Consider the following 23,528-nt stretch of genomic DNA (forward strand, 5'->3'; position numbering starts at 1 on the left):
TCCTGTTCCTGCCATGATAAAAAATCCCGTGCCGCTGCGCTGAGGCTATTACAGCTCGTTACACATCACCCCAGCAGCGCCACCAGTTCCTGCAGCGGCACCTCGGCCGCCATCGCCGCGTAGCCGGCGTCGTTCGGGTGGATCCAGTCCCTGCTGTTGTAGTCGGCCCGCAGCCGTCCGGCCGTGTCCGGGTCGCGCAGGACGGCCTCCCAGTCGAGGAGCATGTCGAACTCGTCGGAGGAACGGATCCAGTCGTTGACGGCGCGGCGCACCGCCTCGCGGCCCGCGTTGTAGTAGACGAAGCCTTCGAACGGCGTCAGGGTCGACCCGATGATCGCCACCCCGCGGTCGTGGGCGCGGGCGATGAGTTGCCGGTAGCCCGCGATCAGCGTGGCGGGCTTCACCAGGCTGGCGCCGGAAGTGTTGCAAATGTCGTTGATCCCGATGAGCACCATCACGGCGCGCACCCCGGGCGTGGCCAGTACGTCGCGGTCGAATCGGGACAGCACCGAACGTCCGCCGATCATGGCCGTGGGCTCCTCGCGCGTGAGCTGGTTGCCCGCAATGCCGCGGTTCACGATGCCGATATTGCCCGATTCCCCCAGCTCGGTTTGCAGGCGGCGCGCCAGCAGGTCTGGCCAGCGGCGATTCAGGTGGCTCGTGCTGCCGACCCCGTCCGTGATCGAGTCGCCCACCGCCACGATGCAGCGCGCGCCGCCATCGACCAGCACTTCGGTGAGGAAGGGCCAGGAGGCGATGGTGCGCGAGACCGTCAAGGAAGCGTTGGCCGCGAAATTGCCGGCGGTCGAAACGTAGTTGACCTGCAGCGCGGTGCCGTGCAGTGTGGCGGCCTGCACACTCCCCGGCAGATAGAGGCTGACCGCCAGGTCGGCGAATGGCGCGACGCTCAGGTAGACGGGGTCGGACAGCACCGGCGCCCCGGGCGGGATGGTGACCGAGCTGCTGCCCCCGAAGGTCAGCGGCTGGTTGCTGCCCGTGCGCACGGCTGAGCCGCTGCTACGCACGCCGACATAGGCTGCCCCGACGTTCAGGGCCGTCGTCCCCATCTCGTTGGAGAGGCGCACCCGCACGCGGCTGCCGCCGATGCTGGCATGCGCGATCAGGCGCACGGTCTGGTCGCTGAAGGACAGGGTGTTGGCGCTGGTCGGCGGCCCCGCCGGCGCGCAGCCCCAGGTGGGGCACCAGTCCGCGAGGCGCCAGGACTGGGCGGCGGCCGGCGCACCCGCGCCGAAGGCGGCGACACCGGCGGCCAGCGCCGGGCCGGCGATCAGGAGCCGGCGCCGGCCCGGGCTGCGGGGTGCGTCTTCCTTGATGCTGCGCTTGGCGGAAACATCGACGGGTCGCATGGTGCTCTCCCTCGCGCTGCCAACAGGGCCGCGTTCCGTTTTACGATAGCCCAGCAGGCCGCGCGCACCAAAGGAAAACGCGCCAAGGTTTGCGCTAGCTCGCTATTTGATTGCGAGGAACAAATCAAGCGATGATGTTGAGCAATCCATCGAGGCCCGAAAAATTCAGGGCGACCGATGCCTCGGTCCGCACCACCGGCTTGGCGCGGAAGGCCAGCGAGAGGCCGGCCACGCCCATCATCCTGAGGTCGTTGGCGCCGTCGCCCATCACGATGGCGCGGCTGGGCGGGATGCCGAGCTCCGCGCACACGCGCTCGACGGTGCGCTTCTTTTCTTCCGCGTCGACGATGCCGCCGACCACGCGTCCCGTCAGCTTGCCGTCCGCCACCTCCAGCACATTGGCATGGGTGAAGTCGAGCTTCAGGCGGTCCTTCAGGCGGTCGGTGAAAAAGGTGAAGCCGCCCGAGACCAGCAGGGTCTTCAGGCCCGCGGCCTGGACTGCCGCCAGCATGGCTTCGCCGCCCGGCGAGATGCGCAGGCGCTCGTCGTAGACGCGCTGCAGGCTCGATGCGTCGAGCCCCTCGAGCAGGGCCACGCGGCGCGTCAGGCTGGCCGCGAAATCGAGCTCGCCGCGCATGGCCGCTTCGGTGATCTCGGCGACCTGGGGTTTCAGGCCCTGCATGTCCGCGATCTCGTCGATGCACTCGATGGTGATCAGGGTCGAGTCCATGTCCATCGCCACCAGGCCGAAGTCGGCGAGCTTTTTGCCGGCCTCGATGAAGCAGGCGTCCACGCCGGCGTCGAAGGCGGCTTCCTCGACACGGGCCTTCATGTCCGCGTCGAAGGGCAGGTCCTCGCAGCGCAGTGCATGCTCGCCCAGCGGCACGGTGCGCGCGGGTTTGGCGAGGCGGGCGAGGCGGTCGAGCGTATCGAGAGAGGCCTGCGGCCCCTGGAGCACCAGGTTCATGGTCATTGTGGTTTAGGCGAGGAGCTGTTTGATGGTCTGTTTTACCTGCGTCACGCGGGCCGCCAGGTCGGGCATGCTGGCGCTGATGCGCAGCTTGTCCTGGCCGGCCAGCTTGATGTGGCGGTTCTTCTGGATCAGGGTGATGATCTTGATCGGGTCGATCGGCGGCTTCTCCATGAACTGCAGGTTGGCCGCCTCGTCGTGGGCGTCGATCTTGACGATGCCGACCGACTTCGCGGCGATGCGCAGGCGGTGGGTCTCGATCAGGGCCTTGACCGGCTCGGTCAGCTTGCCGAAGCGGTCGATCAGCTCTTCCTGCATGCCGTCGATCTTGTCCTGGCTTTCGCAGTTGGCCAGGCGCTTGTAGATCGACAGGCGCTCGTGCACGTCGCCGCAGTAGTCCGAGGGCAGCAGGGCCGGCACGTGCAGGTTGATTTCGGTCGTGGAAGACAGCGGCGCGGCCAGGTCCGGCTCCTTGCCGGCTTTCAGCGAACGCACCGCTTCGTTCAGCATGTCCGAATACAGCTGGAAGCCGACTTCCAGCATTTCGCCGGACTGGTTCTCGCCCAGCACCTCGCCGGCGCCGCGGATTTCGAGGTCGTGCATGGCGAGGTAGAAGCCGCTGCCCAGTTCTTCCATGGCCTGGATCGCGTCCAGGCGGCGCTGCGCCTGCTTGGTGAGGCCGCTCACGTCGTTCACCAGGAGGTAGGCATAGGCCTGGTGGTGCGAACGTCCCACGCGGCCGCGCAGCTGGTGCAGCTGGGCCAGGCCGAAGCGGTCGGCACGGTGCATGATGATGGTGTTCGCGGTCGGCACGTCGATGCCGGTCTCGATGATGGTCGTGCACAGCAGGATGTTGAAGCGCTGCGAGACGAAGTCGCGCATCACCTTTTCCAGGTCGCGCTCGTGCATCTGGCCGTGGGCCACGCCGATGCGCGCTTCGGGTAGTAGCTCCTGCAGCATGGCGCGGCGGTTCTCGATGGTCTCGACCTCGTTGTGCAGGAAGTAGATCTGGCCGCCGCGCTTCAGTTCGCGCAGGCAGGCCTCGCGGATGACGGAACCGTCCTCGCTGCGGACAAACGTCTTGATCGCCAGGCGCTTCTGCGGCGCGGTGGCGATGATGGAAAAGTCGCGCAGGCCTTCCAGCGCCATGCCGAGGGTACGCGGGATCGGGGTCGCGGTCAGGGTCAGGACGTCGACCTCGGCGCGCAGGGCCTTCAGCGCTTCCTTCTGGCGCACGCCGAAGCGGTGTTCCTCGTCGATGATGACCAGCCCCAGGCGCGTGAACTTCACGTCCGGCGAGAGCAGCTTGTGGGTGCCGATCACGATGTCGAGCGTGCCGTCGGCCATGCCCTTGATCGCATTGTTGATTTCTTTCCCGGTCCTGAAGCGCGACAGCTCGGCGATCTTCACCGGCCAGTCGGCGAAGCGGTCGGCGAAGGTCTGCGCATGCTGCTCGGCCAGCAGGGTGGTCGGGGCCAGGATGGCGACCTGCTTGCCGCCCATGACGGCGATGAAGGCGGCGCGCAGCGCGACTTCGGTCTTGCCGAAGCCGACGTCGCCGCAGACCAGGCGGTCCATCGGGCGGCCCGAGGTCATGTCCTTGATGACGTTGTGGATGGCCTCGGCCTGGTCCGGGGTTTCGTCGAAGCCGAAGCTGCCGGCGAAGTTCTCGTAGTCGATGCTCGAATATTCGAAGGCATGGCCCTGGCGGGCGGCGCGGCGCGCATACAGGTTCAGCAGCTCGGCGGCGGTGTCGCGCACCTGTTCGGCGGCCTTGCGCTTGGCCTTGTCCCACTGGCCGGAACCCAGCGCGTGCAGCGGCGCGTCTTCCGGCGAGGTGCCGGAGTAGCGCGAGATCACGTGCAGCTGCGAGACCGGCACGTACAGCTTGGTCTCCTTGGCGTATTCCAGGTGCAGGAATTCGGTCTCGCCTTCGCCCAGGTCGAGGCTCTCCAGGCCCATGTAGCGGCCGATGCCGTGGTTGATGTGGACCACCGGATCGCCGATCTTCAGCTCGGACAGGTCGCGCACCATGGATTCGACCTGGCTGGTCGCTTCCTGCTTCTTCTTGCCGGCGCGCCGGCCGGAACCCGCATACAGTTCGGTCTCGGTGACGAAGACCATGCGATCGGCATGGTCTTCGAATAGCTCGAAACCGGTCTGCAGCGGCGCCACGCCCAGCGCCAGCCTGGCGTCGCTGGTGCGAAAGCCCTCGAAGCCCTCGACCGGCGCCAGCTCGAGCTGGTATTCGTGGAAGTACTGCTGCAGGGTCTCGCGGCGGCCGGCCGAGTCGGCGACGATCATGACGCGCGCATCCTGGCGCAGCAGGTAGGAACGCAAATTCGTCAGCGGGTCGTCGAGGCGGCGATTGACGGCGACATCGGGAATCGGCGCCGACAGCTCGGAGGCGGGGGCGGACGGATCCCGGGCGATGGTCCAGCGGCCGTACGGCTTGGCGCAGGTGAAGAACTGTTCGGCGCCCAGGAAGAGTTCGCGCGGTTCGAGGATCGGGCGTTCGCGGTCGCTCTTGAGGAATTTGTAGCGCGATTCGGTATCGAGCCAGAAGCGCTGGATCGCGGCATCGATGTCGCCCACCATCGCCAGCATCGCGCCTTCCGGCAGGTAGTCGAACAGGTTTGCAGTCTCTTCGAAGAAGAGCGGCAGGTAGTACTCGATGCCGGCCGAGGCGATGCCGTTGCCGATGTCGCGGTAGATCGGCGAACGCGAAGGGTCGCCCTCGAAACGCTCGCGCCAGCGGCCGCGGAAGGCGGTGCGTGCGGCTTCGTCCATCGGGAATTCGCGGCCGGGCAGCAGGCGCACTTCCCTGACCGGGTAGAGCGAGCGCTGGGTGTCGGCGTCGAAGGTGCGGATGGTCTCGATCTCGTCGCCGAACAGGTCGAGGCGGTAGGGCAGGGCCGAACCCATGGGGAAGAGGTCGATCAGGCCGCCGCGCACCGAGTATTCGCCCGGCGACATCACCTGCGATACGTGCGTGTAGCCCGCGAGGGTCAGCTGGGCCTTGAGCTTGGCCTCGTCCAGGCGTTCGCCTTGCCGGAAGAAGAAGGTGTAGGCTGCCAGGAAGGACGGCGGCGCCAGGCGCACCAGCGCCGTGGTGGCCGGCACGACCAGCACGTCGCACTGGCCGTTGCGGATCTCGTGCAGGGTGGCCAGGCGTTCGGAGACCAGGTCCTGGTGCGGCGAGAAAGCATCGTAGGGCAGCGTTTCCCAGTCCGGCAGCAGGTGGCAGGACAATTTGCCGTCCGCGAACCAGGGGATTTCGTCGAGCAGGCGCTGGCCATCGCTGGCATTCGCCACGATGACGGTAAGCATCTGCTTGTTGGCTTTCAGGGCCAGCGCGGCGTTGGCGAGCGCGTAGGCGTCGCTCGAGCCGTGCAGCGCCGGCAGGGCAAAACGGGTGCCTGGCTTGGGGAGATTTTTCTTGAGATCGAAGGGCATTGAGCGCGCAGTGACGTTCGCAACAGTGGCTGACCATTATAGACGAAGCGCCATCACGACGCCGGGCGGGAAGCGCGGCGCAGGCCGGGTCCGCGCGTGTCGATGCCGGTACAGAAACAGGGACGAGTATGAGAAGTGCACAAAGGCATCTTTCCGATCCGCGCGCCGTCGCGCACTATCTGGAAGGACCGCCGCGCCTGGTGCCGGGATGCAGCGACCTGCACCGCATGGCGCAGGAGCTGCTGGCCGAGCGGGCGCCGTATGACGCGCGCGTGCTGGTGCTGGTGCTCGGGGCGGGCGGCGGGCGGCGGGCTCGAGCTGAAAGCCTTCGCCGACGCCCAGCCGGGCTGGATCTTCGACGGGGTGGATCCGTCTCCCGAGATGCTGGAACTGGCGATGGACACGGTCGGCGAGCACGCCTCCAGGGTCGCGCTGCACGAGGGCGATGTGGACGTTGCGCCCGACGGGCCGTTCGATGCGGCCGTCTGCCTGCCGACCATGCATTTCATGCCTTTGTGCGAGCGCCGTCATGCCTTGCGGGCGATCCGCCAGCGCCTGCACCGCGGCGCGCCCTTCGTGGTTGCGCACATGAGCTTCGCCCAGGAAGAGGACGAGCGCGCCCTCTGGCTGGCGCGCGACGAAGCCTATGCGATCGCGACCGGGGCTCCCCCGAGCCCGGCCGTTAGACGTGTCTTCTGTCGAGCTCGTGTCCAGATGTCAGACCTGATACCCAGGGTTGGGTCGACCTGACACCCAGGGTTGGGTCTTATGCTGCCAGGCTTTTTTGAAGCAGCTCCGCCACCAGCTGGTTCATCTCGACGCCGCGTTCCTTGCTCAGCGCCTGCAACTGCTTCACCAGGTCCGCGTTCAGCTTCACGGCAAACGGCACGAGTCCCAGCGCGCGCTCGCGGTCGCGCTGTTCGCGTCGGTCAGTCACGGGTGGCCGGGCGGCCGCACCGAAGGCTGCGTCCTTCGCTCCCATTTGATTCATCAGTTTCTTGGCGTCGCTCTTTGCCAGATCGGTTCGTTTCATCGCTTGCCTACGTTTCGTAAAGCCCGGATTCTACAGGCAGGAGCACGGTTGGGAAGTCAATCTTCCGCTTCATTCAGTTTCTCGAACAGGCGGCGCTCTTCCGGTACCAGGCGATCGACTGCGTCCTGCGTGCCCTCGACGTTCGCGTCGAGCAGAACGCGCATTGTCGCCAGCCGCTCGCCTGTGCGCAGGGCTTGCGCCAGCGGCGGGCCGCCGGGCTGGCCCGACTGCATGATCGCGGCTCCCACCATCGGGGGCAGCTCCCATTCGGTCGCGATACGGGCCGAGAGCGTACGGGCGGTGTCGTGCAGGGCGTGGGCGAAGCTGCGGGACTGGGGCAGCCGGCCGGCGGCGTCCACCTGGTCGATCAGGCGCAGTGCGACCACCAGGCCGACATTCCGCGTCAGGCCGGCCAGGCACGCCTCGAAGGCGTCGGCGCCATATGACGGGGCGGCCAGGCTGGCGGCCAGTGCGCATTTTTCGGACTGGCGCCAGAGCTGGGGCGCGGCCTGGCGCGCGAGGCGGCCGGTCTGGGCGCTGATCACGGGGCGGAAGGCGACCCGCGCCAGCAGCATGCGCAGGCCGTTCTGGCCGAGCAGCATCAGGGCGCCCTCGATGGTGCGTACCGGCGCCGTGGGGCGGTACCAGGGGCTGTTCACTTCGCGGATCACTTCGGCCACCAGGGTGACGTCCTGGGCCACCTGCCGCGCCAGTTCGGTGGCGGACATGCCTTCCTCGCGCAGGCTGCGCAACAGCTGGGGAATCACGGCCGGCACGCGCGGCACCAGTTCGGCCGCGGCCTGCGGATCGCGCGCCAGCCTGGCCAGTTCGTCAAGGATCAGCGTATCCCTGGTGTCGCCGGTATGGGACACCGGGCCTGCCAGCCAGCGGTGGAAGGCCAGGTCGATATCGATGGCCGCATGCGAGGCAGGTTCAGGCGCCCGCTGCGACGTGACGGTGGAAGCCCCGGGCCGGTCGGCCTCGGGGTACGCGGTGCTGCCGAAGAGGCGGGCGAACCAGTTTTTCATGTTCGGGAATGGAGGCACTCGGTCTGGCCGATTCTACCCGAGCAGCAGTGGAGGGCGCGCCGCCATGGGAAAACAGCCAGGGACGCAACCGCTGACCGGTCGCGCAGCCTGGCTGCGGCAATACGGGGGAGGCTTAGCGGCCGGCGCCCGAGGTCGTCGAATTCGTGGTGGTCGAATTGGTGGTCGGCGTCGTGGTCGGCGTGGTGGTCGATGAGCTGGTGCCGGTGCCGTTGCCGGTGGCCGCGTCGCTATTGGTGGTGCCGGTGTTGGTGCCGCTGCTACCCGATGCGCCGGTGGTGCCGGTGCTGCCCGAACTCATCGACGACGACGAGGTGCCGTTCGTCGAAGTGCCGTCGGTGCCGGTCGAGCTGCATGCTGCCAGGGACAGGGCCAGGAGGCCGCCCAGCAGGGCGCCGTGGTAAGTGCTCTTCATTTGTATTCTCCTCGTTTGGATGGGTGTCGCCATCATGCGAGGACGTCCGTGTGCTTGAAATAGGATCAGGACTTTATCGGGTGTAGGATCAGGCGTACGTACGGCTCAAGCTCGCCGGCCCTGTCAGGCCGGCAGCGTTTCCTCGTGGTTCTCCAGCCAGGCCAGCAGATCGCTCGACGGCAGCGGGCGGCTGAACAGGTAGCCCTGGCCCTTGGCGCAGCACAGGGCGCGCACCACGTCCGCCTGCGACGCGGTCTCGATGCCTTCGGCCACGGTCTTCATGCCCAGGCTTTGCGCCACCTTGACGGTCGCCTCGATCAGCACGCGGTGGTGGGCGCTGGTGTCGGACTGGCTGACGAAGGAGCGGTCGATCTTGACCGTGTCGACCGGCAGCAGATGCAGGCTCGAGAGCGAGGAATAGCCGGTGCCGAAGTCGTCCAGCGCCAGCTTGACGCCGAGCGCCTTGAGCTCGTGCAGGCGCGCCTGGATGTCCTGGTCCTGGGCCGCGAGGCTCTCGGTGACCTCGAGTTGCAGGGCCTCGGGCGGCATCCCGGTCGCCAGCAGGATGCGGCGCACGGTATCGATCCAGCCGGGCTGGCCCAGCTGGGCGCGCGACAGGTTCACGGCGATCAGGCGTGGCGCACGCTCGCCCAGGCGGGCGCGCCAGTCCAGGAAATCGCGGCAGGAACGTTCGAGCACGAAGTCGCCGACCGGGCCAATCAGGCCGCACTCTTCGGCGACCGTGATGAAGTCGACCGGCGGGACGATGCCGCGCGTCGGATGGCGCCAGCGCACCAGCGCTTCCACGCCGGCTGCATGGTCGGTGCCGCCGTCCGGTTTCAGGCCGACCACCGGCTGGTAGACCACGAACAGCTGCTCTTCCACGATGGCCTGGCGCAGCTCGGCTTCGATGCCGGCGCGGCGCTCGGCGCGCTCGCGCATCGCGGCCTCGAATACCTGCTGGCGTCCGCCGCCGGCGCGCTTGGCTTCCAGCATGGCGATGCCGGCGTCGCGCAGGACCTCGTCGGCATCCACGGCGCCGGCCGCGCCCCAGGCCAGGCCCAGGCTGGCGCCGCACACGACTTCCTGGCCCTGCACCCGGAAGGGGCGCGCCAGCGCATCGAGCAGGCGGGTCGCGACGCGCTCGGCGTCTTCCAGGGAGCGCATACCGTCGAGCACCACCACGAACTCGTCGCCGCCGACGCGCGCGGCCAGCTGGCCGGCCCCGCCGCTCGGGGCGATGTGGTCGCTCGGCGGGCGCAGGGCGCCGCGGATGCGTTCGGCGATCTGCACCAGCAGCGCGTCGCCGGCGGCCTGGCCGAGCGTGTCGTTGAGGCGGCGGAAGCGGTCGCAGTTCATGAACAGCACGGCAAACTCGCCGGCCGCTGCCGTGGCGGCGGCATTGCGCCCTACCAGTTGCTGCAGCTGTTCGCGCACCGCCTCGCGGTTCGGCATGCGGGTCAGGGAGTCGGTACGGGCCGCGCTGCGCAGGCGGCGCGACAGCACCTCCTGCTCGCGCATGACTTCCTGTGTGGCGTCGGTTACCACGGCCATCAGCCGCTCGCTATCGAGCTTCATCAGGCTGATGGCCAGCACATGCGGGCTGCCGGGCGCCGTCATCTCGGGCGGCAGCATCGCGCGCACGCCCTCGCAAATCACCCCCGAGGGCTCGGCGAAATCGCGCGCCATCTGCTCGAGCTGAGGGGCGATCGGGGCCAGCACAGCGAACAGGTTGTCGAAGCCGGTGTCGCGGGCGACCGGCATCAGAAGGCTGGAGGCCATCGGATTGAGCATGTCGATGGCGCCCTCGATGCCGGCCTGGGCCAGCCCGATCGGCGCGCGGTACAGGAACTGCACCAGCGCTTCGTAGGCGTCGCTCGGATCAGGCTGCATCGCGTTCTCCTTCGGCCGGGGGAGTGGGCAAACCGGCCAGTTCCGGGCGCCAGCGCTCGACGCGGTTGCGTCCCGCGCGCTTGGCGGCGTACATGGCCTGGTCGGCGCGCTTGAGCAGCAGGTCGATGCCGCCTTCGCCGTCCAGCAAACAGGCGACGCCCGCGCTCACGGTGTAGCGGATCCGGCTGCCATCGAATTCCACCACGCTGGACGCGACGATGGCGCGCAGGCGCTCCGCCACCACCGACGCGCGCGGCAGGTCGGTCGAGGGCAGCAGCACGGCGAATTCCTCGCCGCCGATGCGCGCCACCACGTCGACTTCGCGGAAGGTCTCGGCCAGGATGCCAGCCAGGTGCTGGAGGACGGCGTCGCCGCCAGGGTGGCCGTGGCGGTCGTTGATGGCCTTGAAGTGGTCGGCGTCGAAGGCGATCACCGCGGTCGGACGCGGCACCGTGCGGCTGCGCACCAGTTCCTGTTCGGCGGCCTCAAAAAAGGCGCGGCGGTTCGCCAGGCCCGTGAGGTGGTCGCCGAAGGCTTCGCGGCGGCGGCGCTCGATGGCGCCCTGCTTGTCGGTGATGTCGCGCAGGATCAGGCAATAGGCCGGGGCGCAGGCGTCATCGAGCGGCTCGCGGTCCGGCAGCGGCGCGATCATCGCGCTGCCCCAGAAGGCGCTGCCGTCGGCGCGCATGCGCTTGCCCTCGTCCATGCTCCAGCCGTCCTTGTCGGCGTCGCGCAGGCGGTCGTGCAGGTGCTCGAGCGTCATCGCGTCAGGCGGATAGAAGATCGAGTAGGGCTGGCCAACGGCCTCCTCGCCGAAGCCGGTCACGCGGCCGATGCTCGGGTTCCACTCGGTGATGGCGCCGCGCGCGTCCAGTCCCACCAGGGCGTAGTCGGCGATGCCGGTCAGGATGGCGTTGAGCCAGGCGTCGCTCTGGCGCAGCTGGCGTTCGCGGCGCACCTGCATGGTGACGTCGTCGATCACCGCCATCAGGCGCGTCGCATCGAGCTTCAGCAGGGTGATGGACAGGATCTGCGGGATCTTTTTGCCCGCGCCGCCCGCGCCGCCCGCGTTCAGGTGCGCGTGCAGCCCGTCGCAGATCTTGCCGGACGGCAGGGTGTACTGGTCGCACAGGTAGCGCAGGTCGGGCGCGACGCTGTCAAGGGCGGTGAACAGGTTGTCCAGGCCGCCGTCGCGCGAGAGCGGCATCAGGAGCTGGGCCGAGATCGGGTTCATCATGACGATGCTGCCGTCGCTCTCGGCCTGCACCAGGCCCACCGGGGCCAGGTAGAGGAACTGGATCAGGGCCTCGTAGTCCGCGCGCAGCTGCGCGGCTTCGCTGGCCTGGCCGTGGTGGTCGTGCGCCGGTCCGGTCATGGGGAATCAGCGCGGCTGGCGCTGCACCAGCACGTAGCGGTTGCGGGTGGCCGGGCTGGCCAGCAGGCGCAGGGCCACTTTCACCGGGCGCATGCGCAGGGTGAGCACGTAGTCGATGGTGTCGTCGAGCTGGCTGCCGTCTTCCTGGGCATCCTCGAAGCGCTGGGCGACCATGAAGTTGTTCAGGCAGGGCGCGACATTGGTGAACAGGGGCTGGCCGAGCACGCGCTGCGGCGACAGGCCGGCAGCCTGAGACTCGAAGGCGTTATAGCGCTGAACATTGCTGTCGGCGTCGAAGCCGATCACGCCGAAGTCGAGCTGGTCGAGTTGCTCCGGGGTGCACTGGTCGAGTTGCGTGGCCAGGTCGGCCGAAGAAAACGACAAGAATGCGCTCATGGAAGGTACTCCAATTGAAATTAGGAAATAAATTGATTTGAGGAAATTGATGTTGGCATGGAGCCCAGCGTCCTGTCAATTGTGCGGACCATTTTTGTGACAGTTTACGTTGTCAAACACGCTTTTTGCCTCACATCGCCCCACCGATTGACAGCCGCGGACATCGGCGGCACCATCAGCGCTTCCGGTTTTCCGTTTTAAATCATGACTGTATTGACCGCTTCCCGCAACTGGTGGGCGCACCGGCCGACGCTCGTACGGGTGGTGTCCGACCTGCTGGGCGGCGAGCTGGCGCTGATGCGTCCCGGCCAGCCCCGCCCCGCGCTGCCCTGGCCGCCCGGGTTCGACCTGGCTGCGGACCTGGGCGCCGATTCGCTGGAATTGCTGGGCCTGGCGACCGCGATGGAGCAGGTGCTGGCGATCGGCTGCATCGGCGAAGACCGGGTGCTGGCCAATCCGCGTCTGGACGCCTGGGTCGATGCGGTCAGCGCGGGCCTGGCGGGCGCCACGGGCAAGGTCGAACGCATGGTGTTTCGCACTTCGGGCAGTTCCGGCGCGCCCAAGGATTGCCCGCATGCGCTGGCCGAACTCGAACGGGAGGCATCGGTGCTGGCCGGCCTGTGTGCCGGGACGCGTCGCGTTGTGAGCCTGGTGGCCTCGCACCACATCTACGGCTTCCTGTTCACCGTGCTGCTGCCGCGCGCATTGGGCCTCGACGCGTCGAACGTGCACGACCTGCGCGGCGCGTCGCCCGGCGCGGTGGCGCGCCGGCTGCTGCCGGGCGATCTCGTGGTGGGCTTTCCCGACTTCTGGCGCACCTTCGCGCCGGTGGCGGGCAGCCTGCCGCGCGGGATTGCGGGTGTGAGCTCGACCGCGCCATGCCCTGACGAGGTGGCGCGCGCCGTGCAGGCGGCCGGCATCGAACGCCTGCTGCAGGTATATGGCAGCAGCGAAACCGCCGGCATCGGCTGGCGCGACGGGCCGGACGAGGATTACCGCCTCTTTCCTTACTGGCGACGCGGCGAGACGAACCCCGAAGGCGCCCAGACCTTGACCCGACAAATGGCGGACGGCGGCAGCCTGCGCGTCGCCCTCCAGGACAAGCTGGAATGGCAGGGGCTCGACCGCTTTCGCCCGGCCGGCCGGGTGGACCAGGCCGTGCAGGTCGGCGGCATCAACGTGTTCCCGGCCTACGTGGCCGACGTGCTGCGCTTGCATCCCCAGGTTGGGGAGGCCAGCGTGCGCCTCATGCGGCCCGACGAAGGTCGGCGCCTCAAGGCCTTCGTCGTGCCGCGCGAGGGCGCAGCTTGCGATGCCGTTACGCTGCGCACCGAGCTGACCGCGTGGATCGCGCAACGCCTCCCGGCTCCGGAGCGCCCGGCAGCGTATTCCTTCGGCCCCGCGCTGCCGCGCCAGGCCAGCGGCAAGCTGACCGACTGGATCATCGATGCCTGGGCCTGAGCCCGGCCCCGTTCAGCGGTCGACGAACATCTCGAAACCGCCCCAGAACATGCGCTTGCCGTCGAAGGGCAGGCCATCGGGTGACATCATCGGGGCCAGGCGCGGATCTTTCATGACCTTGTCGTTGACCTCGTCGCGTTTTGCGCGCGATTCGTAGACGATCCAGGCGAACACCACGGTCTCGTCTTCCTGCAGGTTGACGCTCTGCGGGAAGGAGGTCAGCTTGCCGGGCTTGACGTCGTCGGCGATGCACTCGCGGTATTCCAGCGCACCGTGTTCGCGCCAGACAGTGGCGGCCAGGTTGGCCATCTCGCGGTAGCGCTCGAGATTGGCTTTGGGAAGTGGCAGGACGAAACCATCGACATAGGCCATGCTGTTCTCCTCGGGATTGTGGGTGGATGTGCAGCGTCCATGACAGACCGGCACGGCGCCGCCGGGTTCCCGCAAACGAAACGAAGCTTGCGCGAACACGGATCAAGATAGCATCAGAACAGGGGACTGGTCTGCGGCGGCGTGGGCGTGGGCGTCGGCGCCGGAGGTGGGGCCGGAGGCGCCGGCGTTTCTTCCCCGGTCAGCGGGTCCGCCACCGGCGCCGGGTTGTCCGGCCCCGGGTCGATGTCGATGGCGCGCAGGTCCGGCCGCTCGACGAATTCCTCGAACACCCAGTCGTCGTTCTCGCGCACCACGCCTTCCGGCTCGAGCGTCGCGTCCTGGACCGGCACCTTCGCGAGCGCCACCCGCATGTAGTCGATCCAGATCGGCAGGGCGAGGGTCGCGCCGAACTCGCGGCCGCCCAGCGAGCGCGGTTCGTCGTAACCCATCCAGGCCACCGCCACCACCTTGCCGCCGTAGCCGGCGAACCAGCCGTCGATGGCGTCGCTGGTGGTGCCGGTCTTGCCGGCGATATCAAGGCGGCCGAGCTTCTTCACCGAGGCGGCGCCGGTGCCGTAGCGGGTGACGTCGCGCAGCATGCTGTCGGTGACCCAGGAGGTGCGCGCATCGAGCACCCGGTCTGCGTCCTGGCGCGCTGCGGGCGGCCTGGTCTCCGCCAGGATCGTGCCGTTGCCGTCGCGGATCTGGGCGATCAGGTAGGGCTTGACGCGGTAGCCGCCGTTGGCGAACACCGCGTAGGCGCCGGCCATCTGCAGCGGCGTGACGGCGCCGGTGCCCAGGGCCATGGTCAGGTTCTTCGGATGGCGCGCCAGGTCGTAGCCGAAGCGGCCGAGGTAGTCGTGGGTATAGTCGACCCCGAGCGCCCGGATCAGGCGCACGGTGGTGACGTTCTTCGAATGCGCGAGCGAGTAGCGCATGGTGATCGGGCCATCGAAGACGCCGTCGTCGTTCTGCGGCGACCAGGTCTCGCCGGCGTTCTCGCCCGGCATGTCGAGCGGTTCGTCGAGGATGCGCGTGCCCGGCGAATAGCCCTTGTCCAGCGCCGCCGCATAGACGAAGGGCTTGATCGCGGAACCGGGCTGGCGCCAGGCCTGGGTCACGTGGTTGAACTTCTGCAGGTTGTAGTCGAAGCCGCCGACCAGGGCGTGGTAGGCGCCGGTTTCGGCGTCGAGCGCCACGAAGGCGGCGGCCACCTGCGGCACCTGGGTCAAGGCCCATTCCTTGCCGTCTTTTCCGCGCTGGCTGATGCGCACCACGGCGCCCGGCGCGATGCGGAAGCTTTCCCTGGCATTTGCCGCCAGGCCGCGCGCGGCGAATTTCAGGCCCGCGCCTTCGATGGTCACTTCGTCGCCGCTCGGGGTCTCGACGACCACGCGCTGGGGCGAGGCGGCCAGCACCACCGCCGGGATCAGGCCGTCGCTGTTGGGACGCTTCTGCAAGGCCTCGATGATCGCTTCCTCGCGCTCGGCCGCATCCTGCGGCAGCTCGATGCGCGCTTCCGGCCCGCGGTAGCCGTGGCGCTGGTCGTAGTCCATCACGTTGCGGCGCACCGATTCGTAGGCCGCGTCCTGCTCGGCTTTCAGGATGGTCGTGGTGACCACGATGCCGCGCTCGTAGGCCTCTTCGCCGAACTGGGAGAACACGGCCTGGCGCGCAAGTTCCGCCACGTAGTCGGCCTTGGTGTCGAAGGTCTGGCCGCCGCGCCTGATGCGCAGCGGTTCGCGCAGGGCCTGCTGATACTCGGCTTCGGTGATCTGTCCGAGCTCATGGAGGCGCTTGAGCACCGCGTGCTGGCGCTGCTGCGCGCGCTTGGGGTTGGCGACCGGGTTGTGGCGCGAAGGGTTCTGCGGCAGGCCGGCCAGCATGGCCGTTTCCGCCCAGCTCAACTCGTCGAGCGGCTTGCCGAAGTAGCTGCGCGCCGCGCTCGAGAATCCGTAGGAGCGGTTGCCGAGGAAGATCTGGTTCATGTACAGCTCGAGGATCTGGTCCTTGGTGAGCGCATCCTCGATGCGGTAGGCGAGGGCGATCTCGGTGAACTTGCGCGACAGGACCTTCTCCTTCGTGAGGAAGAAGTTGCGCGCCACCTGCATGGTGATGGTCGAGGCGCCGCCCGCGCCGAAGCCCTCGCGCAGATTGGTCGCCACGGCACGCGCGGCGCCCTTCCAGTCGATGCCGTGGTGTTCGTAGAAGTGGGCGTCCTCGATGGCGAGCAGGGCCTGCTTCATGCGCGTCGGGATCTTCGCGATCGGCACGAAGTCGCGCCGCTCGACGCCGAATTCCCCGATCAGGTAATTGTCGGCCGTGTAGACGCGCAGCGGGATCTTGGGCCGGTAGTCGAGGACGGCGTCGATCTTCGGCACGTTCGGCAGGATCACGCTCATCACGTAGATGGCCGCGCCGGTCGCAAGCAGGATGCCGGCTGCGAGGAGCAGGAAGATGATGCCGCGGATGCGGCGTAATAGGCTCGGGCGCTTGGGGGTCTTCTCGGGCGGCTGGGTGGACTTGGTCAAAACGGGTCTCTCGCTGCTGTATTGCTGTCGATGTTGCGCTGCGGCGAAGGCCGCGGCCGGCCCATTGTAACCCCAGGAATTGCCGTTTTAGCGCTTTCATTCCATTTCGGCATGTGCGATAGTCACGCCTTCAGTCCTGCCCAAGTATGCATTCCGAAGGAATCCCGATGCCTTACGATTCACCATCCGGCGCCAAGCCGGGCGTCTTCAAACCCTATATTCCCGCCGGCGCCCACCTCCCCGAAATGACGCTGCGCGCCCTGATCATGGGCGTGGTGCTGGGCATGGTGTTCGGCGCCTCCTCGCTCTACCTCGTGCTCAAGGTCGGCCTCACGGTCAGCGCCTCGATTCCCGTCGCCGTCATCGCGATCACTCTGTTCGGCCTGGCGCGCAAGATGGGCGCGCGCGAATCGACCATCCTGGAGAACAGCATCACCCAGACCGCCGGCTCCGCAGGCGAATCGCTGGCCTTCGGCCTGGGCGTGACCATGCCGGCGATCCTGATTCTGGGCTTCGACCTGGAGATCTCGCGCGTGATGCTGGTCGGCGTGCTGGGCGGCCTGCTGGGCATTCTCATGATGATCCCCATGCGCCGCACCATGATCGTCGACAAGCACGGCGAACTGAAATACCCGGAAGGCACGGCCTGCGCCGAGGTGCTCAAGGCCGCCGCCACCGACGTCTCGCGCGACGCGGCGGGAGAGCAGCGCGAAGCCGGTTCGGATGCCGAGAAGGACGCGCGCCGCCGCGCCGCCATCATCTTCGGCGGCTTCGGCATCGGCCTGCTGTACAAGACCCTGAGCGTGTCCTTCAAGGGCTGGAAGGACACCGTCAACTTCGAATTCGCCGCGCCGCTCAAGGGCGGCTCGGCCGGCGCGGAAGTCTCGCCCGAACTGCTGGGCGTGGGCTACATCATCGGCCCGCGCATCGCCTTCACCATGGCGGCGGGCGGCGTGCTGTCCTATCTGCTGCTCATCCCGATGATCAAATTCTTCGGTGACGCCCTGACCGTGCCGCTCTCGCCCGGCACGACCCTGATCCGCGACATGTCGCCGGACGAGATCCGCAACGCCTACGTGCTCTACATCGGCGCGGGCGCGGTGGCCGCCGCCGGCCTGATCTCGCTGGTGCGCTCGATGCCCATGATCTGGAAGAGCCTCAGCGCGGGCCTCGCGGGCGTCAAGCAGTCCAGCAGCGCGGATGCGTCGCTGCGCACCGACCGCGACATTCCGATGAAGTGGGTCCTGATCGGCTGCCTGGCCATCATCGCCATCATCACCGTGGCCACGCCGCTGCACATGAACCTTCTGGGCGCGCTCCTGATCCTGGTGTTCGGTTTCCTGTTCGCGACCGTTTCCTCGCGCCTCACCGGCGAAGTCGGCTCGTCCTCGAACCCGATCTCGGGGATGGCGGTGGCGACCCTGCTGTTCACCTGCCTGATCTTCCTGGTGATGGGCTGGACCGGCGGCCAGTACTACGTGACCGCGCTGTCGGTCGGCGCCATCGTCTGCATCGCGGCCAGCAATGCCGGCACCACCTCGCAGGACCTGAAGACCGGCTTCCTGGTCGGCTCGACCCCGCGCATGCAGCAGTACGCGATCCTGTGCGGCGCCTTTGCTTCCGCCCTGATCCTGGGCCCGATCCTGCTGAAGCTGAACGACGCGGGCACCGTCTACGTGCCGGCCGCCCAGGTTGCGCCGAACCTCACGGTCGACGCCTCGAAACTGACCCAGACCGCGCAGCTGCAAGGCCCGCAAGCGGCGAGCGACGCCAATACCTACAAGGTCTGGCAGAAGACCGACACCGTCGGCGGCCCGGCCGGCAAGTACCTGGTGGCGAACGACGGCAAGGTGGTCTACCTGGTCGACCCGGGCATCAACGGCACCCATAAGACCCGTCCGGACGGCACCGAGGTGAAGAAGTACGACGCGCCCAAGGCCGTGCTCATGTCCTACATCATCAAGGGCATCCTCGACCAGCAGCTGCCCTGGACCCTGGTGCTGTTCGGCGTGATGATCTCGGTGGTGCTGGAGATGGCGGGCATCGCATCGCTGGCCTTCACCGTCGGCGTCTACCTGCCGCTGGTGTCGACCCTGCCGATCGCCGTGGGCGGCCTGGTTCGCTGGGTCGCCGACCGCCGCAACAGCAAGCTGCCGCAGTATGCGAAGCTGAACGAGGAAGAGCGCCAGGCGGCGGGCGACCGCAGCTGGGGCACCCTGCTGGCCTCGGGCTATATCGCGGGCGGTGCGCTGGCCGGCATCATCATCGCCATCACGGCGGGCGTGCTGACCGACTTCGACAGCAATATGGCGAAATGGGCCGAAAGCGCGAATCCCTTCTTTGCGGGGCCGAATGCGAACCTGCTGACCCTGATTCCCTATGCTCTGATCATCGTGCTGCTGTTCTGGGTGGCGCGGGAAAAGGCGAAACGCTGATTAACGAATGGCCCGGTGATCCGGGCCATTTTTCTTGGCTGTGTTCGCGTTAACTATGCTTTCGCGGTTGCCTCTACTTGCCTTGTCGTACCGCAGTTGATAACCACTGAGCTGGTGTATGCAACGTTTGCGCGTCCAGTAAGCGCTGCCATCCCGAGTAGTTCGCCAGGTAGCGGCTGGCCACGCCCTTGAAACGCACGAGCCAGTTCTTGAAGCGGCTGTGCCAGCCATTGACGTTCTGGATGTGGATCGCGCCGCGTGCGCGCCGGCCCGCGCGGACATTGATGGACTCATGCGTGATTCCGGCGTCGGCGGCAAACCGGGCATAGGCAGCCGCGCCATCGCTGATGAGCAGCACGTCGCCGGGCAGCACTGGCTGCAGGCAGGCGCGTAGCTGCGCCGCAGTCACAGGACCACGGCCGGTATGAAAGTCCAGCGTGGCACCACTGCGGTCGCGCGCTACCAGCAGGCAGTCATGCTCGCGGTTGATGCCGCGTCGCCGGGCAGCGCCGCCGCGCTTGCGTGGCGGACGTGTCAACGTGCGCGATCCCTTCTGCGATTCCAGCCGATAGGTTTCGTCGGCCTCGACGATCGCCGACAAGGCCGCCGGCCGGTGGCGCGCGGCGCCCGGCGCGAAGCGGTGGCGCCACCGGAAGCTGGTGGTGCGATGCACGCCGGTGGCGAGCGCCGCGTCGCGCACGGTGCGCGATTCCAGCAAGCACTGGATATATGGCAGCCAGCACGCGCGCTTGCGCAGCCGGGCCAGCGGCGTGCCGGTCAGCGCATTGAAGGAACGGCGGCAGCCCAGGCAACGAAACCGCTGCAGGCCGCTGGCGAAGCCCGACCGGTGCAGGCGCGCGCCAGCACAATGCGGACATGGCCGGCCTGCCGCGGCCGCCTCGATGAGCGCCAGGCACTCGGCCGGGTCGCGGACGCTGTCGATCCACGCTCGCAGGCGGGCCAGATCGGTGCTGCACAATGGCGCCGCGGACAAGAATGCGAACAATTCGTCAAAGCTCAGGCCTTGCATCGTCACTCCAGATGAGTTAACTCAACGATGCGTAAGACTTCGACAACACGATTTGGTTCACCCAACGACCGCGAACACAGCCTTTTTTTTGTGGCCGGCCTTTAGATGAAGGCCAGGTCGTGGTGGCGGATGGTGTCGTCCAGCCACTCGTCGGTGTGGCCGAAGCGGTAGCCGAGGGCGCGCGCGCGGGTGGTGTCGAGCACCAGCGGCTGGGCGAAGTCGAAGGGCGAGCCGCCGGCCTGCGCGACCTGCACGCTGTGCGCGGATTCGTCGAGCACCCGGGCCACGCGCGCATGCAGGTCGTAGGCCGACAGCGGCTCCTCGGCGCCGGCGTTGACCGGCCCCGTGAAGTCCTGGGCGCCGGCCCAGGCCAGGAAATCGGCGGCGCCGGCCGCTTCCATGAAGGAGACCCTGGCCTGTGGATTCGCATAGCGCAAGGTGCCGCCCTGGCGCACCAGGTCGACGTAGTAGGCCAGGCGCCCCGTGAAATCCTCGGGGCCGCCGAGCACGTGGGCGAGGCGCACGGTCACCAGCGGCAGGCTGCCGTCGCGCACCAGGTAGGCTTCTGCCTGCACCTTGCCGGCGATATAGCTTTCGGTTGCGCGTTGCGGGTCGTGCCAGGGGTAGCCGGTATCGATGCGCTGGGCGTGGACGGCCAGGTCGGACTCGCGCAAGGGGCGGCCCGTGGACTCGAGGCCACGGTAGGCGTCGATGGTCGAGGTCATGATGTAGCGCCTGACCTTGCCGGCGAAGACGCGGGTGGAGATCGCAGCGTCCAGCGGCGAGTAGCACATCTGGTCGTAGACGATATCGAATGTTGCATCGCGGAAGGCGTTGCGCATGGCGTGTTCGTTGCGGCGGTCGACGCGGACGCGTTCGATGCGGCTGCCGAAGGGGTCGGGCGCGTAGCCCCGGGTGGCAATGGTCACGCGATGGCCTGCGCGCAGCAGGCGCTGCACGAGGAGCTTGCCGAAGAAGCGTGTTCCGCCGATCACCAAACTATGCTTGGGCATGATATTCCTTGTGAGATCGAGTATATTTTCTGCAAAGCAGCAAAATCCATCAACTGAGAAAAAGTACAGGCTTTGAATAAGAAAAACTTATGCATGGGGGCGTCATGAAGGCGCTCCGCAGCCTCTCGGGCCTGATCGATTTCGAGTGCGCGGCCCGCTGGGGCAGCTTCAAACTGGCGGCCCAGGAGCTGCACAAGACCCCCGCAGCGGTGAGCCTGCAGGTCAAGCAGCTGGAGGAGAACGTGGGCTTCCCGCTGTTCGTGCGCCATCCGCGCCACATCGCCCTGACCGAAAAGGGCCAGGAACTGGCGATTGCCACCGCCCGCATGCTGGGAGAGCTGCGCGCCAAGGTGGCGGCGCTGCAGGTCGGCGACGAGGAGGCGGTGCTGCGCATCTCGACCACGCATTCCTTCGCGATCAAATGGCTGGTGCCGCGCATGCACCGGTTCACCAAGCTCTATCCGGAGCTCGACATCCGCATCGATTCGAACGACGCGCCGGTGGACCTGCAGGCCGACAGCACCGACGTGGCGGTGCGCTATGGACCCGTGCGCGACGGCGACCCGGCGGTGCTGTTTCATGAGCGCCTGGTGCCGGTCTACAGTCCGGAGCTCCTGGGGCCGGGCCAGGAAGGCTTGACGCTGGCGGACCTGCCGCGCCACAAGCTGCTGGTCGAGCAGTCGCCCGAGCGCTGGCTGCAGCTGCTCAACGAAAACCGGGCCTTGAAGGGCAAGTACGATTTCTCGCGCGGCTACAGCCATTGGGGCGTGCTGGTGCAGGCGGCGGTGGCGGGGCAGGGCGTGGCCCTGGTCCCCTACGGGATCGCCTGCCAGGACATCGCTTCCGGCGCGCTGCGCCAGATCCCCTGCCGCAGCGCGCCGTTCGACTACGGCTACAAGTTCCTCGCCAATCCGCACAAGGAGCAGATGCTGAAGGTGCGGCGCTTCCGGGAGTGGATGGTGGCGGAGATGGAGGAGATGCGCGCGACGCTGGGGGCGTAGAACGAAAAACGGCAGCCCGAGGGCTGCCGTCCTTGTCTGAAGCGGAGGCGCTTACTTCACGCCGTGCATCAGTTTCTGGATGAGCGGGGCCAGCAGGAACAGCAGCACGCCGCCGCCCAGCAGGATCCAGAAGCCGAAGGTGTAGCCGTCGAGCGCCGAGGCGACCGACATGCCGGTCTCGCCCGACACGTGGGAGGCGAAGATGCCCGACAGGTTGTTGCCGATACCGGTCGACAGGAACCAGCCGCCCATGCCCAGGCCGACGAGGCGGGTCGGGGCCAGCTTGGTGACCATCGACAGGCCGATCGGCGACAGGCACAGCTCACCGATCGACTGCACCACGTAGACCGCGAACAGGGTCCAGAACGGGATCTTGCCCTGGTCGTCGATCAGCTGGACCAGCGCGAACATCAGCAGGCCGAAGGCCAGGCCGTTGAAGATGATGCCGAGGCCGAACTTGCGCGGGATCGACGGGTTCACATTGCGCTTGCCCATGGCGACCCAGATCATCGCGATGATCGGTGCGCAGACGATGATGGCGATCGAGTTCACCGACTGGAACCAGGCCACCGGGAAGGTCCAGTCGCCGAAGTTGCGGTTGACGATCTGGTCGGCCAGGAAGGTGAAGGAGCTGCCTGCCTGCTCGAAGAAGCACCAGAACAGGATGTTGAAGAAGAAGATGATCATCATGGCGATGGTCTTGTCGCGCGCGACTTTACCTTCGCGGACGCCTTCGACGATCAGCATCAGGGCCAGCACGATGAACAGGACCGACAGCACGATCTGCAGGTTGTTGGCGCCGGCCTGCAGCAGCAGGTAGACGCCCGGGATCACCACGATCGAGCCGAGGACCACGCCGATCAGGCGCTTCGGGCTGGCCAGTTCGCCGACCGGCGCGCCGATGCCCTTGAGCTGGGCGCGGCCGATGTAGAACCAGACCAGCGAGATCAGCATGCCGATGCCGGAGGCGAAGAACACGATCTTGTAGGCCGGGGTGTCGCCGGTGTTGAACACGTTCTGGGCCAGCTGCTGGGTCAGGATCGGCGAGATGAAGGCGCCGGCGTTGATGCCCATGTAGAAGATGGTGAAGCCCGAATCGCGGCGGGTGTCGTTCAGCGCGTAGAGCTGGCCGACCATCGCCGAGATGTTCGGCTTGAACATGCCGTTACCGACGATGATGGTCGCCAGGCCGAGCTTGAACAGGTCCTGGTTGGGGACGGTGATCATGAACAGGCCGGCCGCCATGAAGACCGCGCCGACGAGGATCGAGCGTTGGTAGCCGATGACGCGGTCGGCGATGTAGCCGCCGAAGACGGCGCCGGCATAGACCAGCGCAAGGTAGGAACCGTAGGTCAGGTTGGCGTCGGCCTGGCCCACCGAACTGCCCTCGTAGAACTGGGCGACGATATAGAGCACCAGGGCCCAACGAATGCCGTAGAACGCGAAGCGTTCCCAGAATTCGGTCATGAACAGCATCCACAATGGCGCTGGATGGCCCATGATCTGCTTGAATTCTGGGATTGGTCCCTTGGCTGAAGTAGCTGCACCGCTCATGCGGTTCCTCCCGAAATAGTTATCTGAACGCGATCGTTTTTTTAATGGGACTGCCGTATGCACGGAAATTCCAGTTGGCACGCATTTTAGTGTAAATCGGTCATCGCAAGCGAACTTTTTCCAGATGTGGTATTGACGCGCTGCGGCAGTGCGCTCTGCCTCATGGAATGCGCCGAATCG

At 67.2% G+C, this 23,528-nt stretch carries 18 protein-coding genes; 4 read left to right on the forward strand and 14 right to left on the reverse strand.

Features of this window, described 5'->3' with window-relative positions; translation table 11 throughout:
• Positions 1–65: 65 nt before the first annotated feature.
• The 3 genes from ACQ7JA_RS15555 to mfd form a co-directional block, all read right to left on the reverse strand.
• Entirely contained in the window at positions 66–1,367 is a 1,302-nt protein-coding gene (locus tag ACQ7JA_RS15555; RefSeq protein WP_430899269.1) for an SGNH/GDSL hydrolase family protein, read from the reverse strand.
• Between the two features lie 124 nt (positions 1,368–1,491).
• On the reverse strand, positions 1,492–2,334 hold the full coding sequence (serB, locus tag ACQ7JA_RS15560) for a phosphoserine phosphatase SerB (protein ID WP_430899271.1): 843 nt from the start codon (positions 2,332–2,334) through the stop codon (positions 1,492–1,494).
• 12 nt (positions 2,335–2,346) lie between these two features.
• Positions 2,347–5,793 carry a transcription-repair coupling factor gene (gene mfd, locus ACQ7JA_RS15565; protein WP_430899273.1) on the reverse strand — a complete coding sequence of 1,149 codons (3,447 nt, stop codon included), beginning with the start codon at positions 5,791–5,793 and terminating at the stop codon, positions 2,347–2,349.
• 135 nt (positions 5,794–5,928) lie between these two features.
• On the opposite strand from mfd, the gene ACQ7JA_RS15570 reads away from it, so the two are divergent.
• The gene (locus tag ACQ7JA_RS15570; protein ID WP_430899275.1) at positions 5,929–6,543 is read left to right on the forward strand and encodes a class I SAM-dependent methyltransferase; all 615 of its coding nucleotides are present in this window, start codon (positions 5,929–5,931) and stop codon (positions 6,541–6,543) included.
• A 16-nt stretch (positions 6,544–6,559) separates the two neighbouring features.
• Here ACQ7JA_RS15570 and ACQ7JA_RS15575 read toward each other — a convergent pair whose 3' ends face one another.
• The 6 genes from ACQ7JA_RS15575 to ACQ7JA_RS15600 all read right to left on the reverse strand — a co-directional run bounded on the left by ACQ7JA_RS15575 (position 6,560) and on the right by ACQ7JA_RS15600 (position 11,951).
• Positions 6,560–6,826, reverse strand: coding sequence for a hypothetical protein (locus tag ACQ7JA_RS15575; RefSeq protein WP_430899277.1), 267 nt, complete (start codon positions 6,824–6,826; stop codon positions 6,560–6,562).
• Positions 6,827–6,882: 56 nt separating this feature from the next.
• Positions 6,883–7,854 carry an HDOD domain-containing protein gene (locus ACQ7JA_RS15580; protein ID WP_430899279.1) on the reverse strand — a complete coding sequence of 324 codons (972 nt, stop codon included), beginning with the start codon at positions 7,852–7,854 and terminating at the stop codon, positions 6,883–6,885.
• 133 nt (positions 7,855–7,987) lie between these two features.
• The gene (locus ACQ7JA_RS15585) at positions 7,988–8,287 is read right to left on the reverse strand and encodes a hypothetical protein (RefSeq protein ID WP_430899281.1); all 300 of its coding nucleotides are present in this window, start codon (positions 8,285–8,287) and stop codon (positions 7,988–7,990) included.
• Between the two features lie 123 nt (positions 8,288–8,410).
• Positions 8,411–10,180: a putative bifunctional diguanylate cyclase/phosphodiesterase gene (locus ACQ7JA_RS15590; RefSeq protein ID WP_430899283.1), complete on the reverse strand. Its 1,770-nt coding sequence runs from the start codon at positions 10,178–10,180 to the stop codon at positions 8,411–8,413.
• Complete coding sequence (locus ACQ7JA_RS15595; RefSeq protein ID WP_430899285.1) at positions 10,170–11,555, reverse strand: diguanylate cyclase; 1,386 nt, start codon at positions 11,553–11,555, stop codon at positions 10,170–10,172. The genes ACQ7JA_RS15590 and ACQ7JA_RS15595 overlap by 11 nt, the downstream gene beginning before the upstream one ends.
• Before the next feature lie 6 nt (positions 11,556–11,561).
• Positions 11,562–11,951: a PAS domain-containing protein gene (locus tag ACQ7JA_RS15600; RefSeq protein WP_430899287.1), complete on the reverse strand. Its 390-nt coding sequence runs from the start codon at positions 11,949–11,951 to the stop codon at positions 11,562–11,564.
• A gap of 204 nt (positions 11,952–12,155) precedes the next feature.
• Between ACQ7JA_RS15600 and ACQ7JA_RS15605 the strand changes: the two genes are divergently transcribed.
• Positions 12,156–13,412, forward strand: a complete 1,257-nt coding sequence (locus ACQ7JA_RS15605) for an AMP-binding enzyme (RefSeq protein WP_430899289.1) — start codon at positions 12,156–12,158, stop codon at positions 13,410–13,412.
• 12 nt (positions 13,413–13,424) lie between these two features.
• Here ACQ7JA_RS15605 and ACQ7JA_RS15610 read toward each other — a convergent pair whose 3' ends face one another.
• Together ACQ7JA_RS15610 and ACQ7JA_RS15615 are read right to left on the reverse strand one after the other, a co-directional pair.
• Positions 13,425–13,784 carry a DUF1428 domain-containing protein gene (locus ACQ7JA_RS15610; RefSeq protein WP_430899291.1) on the reverse strand — a complete coding sequence of 120 codons (360 nt, stop codon included), beginning with the start codon at positions 13,782–13,784 and terminating at the stop codon, positions 13,425–13,427.
• A 113-nt stretch (positions 13,785–13,897) separates the two neighbouring features.
• Positions 13,898–16,315, reverse strand: coding sequence for a penicillin-binding protein 1A (locus ACQ7JA_RS15615; RefSeq protein WP_430899293.1), 2,418 nt, complete (start codon positions 16,313–16,315; stop codon positions 13,898–13,900).
• A gap of 167 nt (positions 16,316–16,482) precedes the next feature.
• Here ACQ7JA_RS15615 and ACQ7JA_RS15620 point away from each other — a divergent pair, with 167 nt between their 5' ends.
• Complete coding sequence (locus ACQ7JA_RS15620) at positions 16,483–18,750, forward strand: OPT family oligopeptide transporter (protein WP_430899295.1); 2,268 nt, start codon at positions 16,483–16,485, stop codon at positions 18,748–18,750.
• A 73-nt stretch (positions 18,751–18,823) separates the two neighbouring features.
• Here ACQ7JA_RS15620 and ACQ7JA_RS15625 read toward each other — a convergent pair whose 3' ends face one another.
• Together ACQ7JA_RS15625 and ACQ7JA_RS15630 are read right to left on the reverse strand one after the other, a co-directional pair.
• Complete coding sequence (locus ACQ7JA_RS15625) at positions 18,824–19,780, reverse strand: IS1595 family transposase (RefSeq protein ID WP_430899297.1); 957 nt, start codon at positions 19,778–19,780, stop codon at positions 18,824–18,826.
• A 101-nt stretch (positions 19,781–19,881) separates the two neighbouring features.
• Positions 19,882–20,793: an NAD-dependent epimerase/dehydratase family protein gene (locus ACQ7JA_RS15630; protein ID WP_430899299.1), complete on the reverse strand. Its 912-nt coding sequence runs from the start codon at positions 20,791–20,793 to the stop codon at positions 19,882–19,884.
• Positions 20,794–20,897: 104 nt separating this feature from the next.
• Between ACQ7JA_RS15630 and ACQ7JA_RS15635 the strand changes: the two genes are divergently transcribed.
• Entirely contained in the window at positions 20,898–21,794 is an 897-nt protein-coding gene (locus ACQ7JA_RS15635) for a LysR substrate-binding domain-containing protein (protein WP_430899301.1), read from the forward strand.
• Positions 21,795–21,845: 51 nt separating this feature from the next.
• Here the strand turns inward: ACQ7JA_RS15635 and ACQ7JA_RS15640 are convergent, their stop codons facing one another.
• Positions 21,846–23,348, reverse strand: a complete 1,503-nt coding sequence (locus tag ACQ7JA_RS15640; protein WP_430899303.1) for a peptide MFS transporter — start codon at positions 23,346–23,348, stop codon at positions 21,846–21,848.
• Positions 23,349–23,528 lie beyond the last annotated feature (180 nt).

Source organism: Massilia sp. BKSP1R2A-1, from assembly GCF_050586525.1.
GTDB lineage: Bacteria > Pseudomonadota > Gammaproteobacteria > Burkholderiales > Burkholderiaceae_D > Telluria.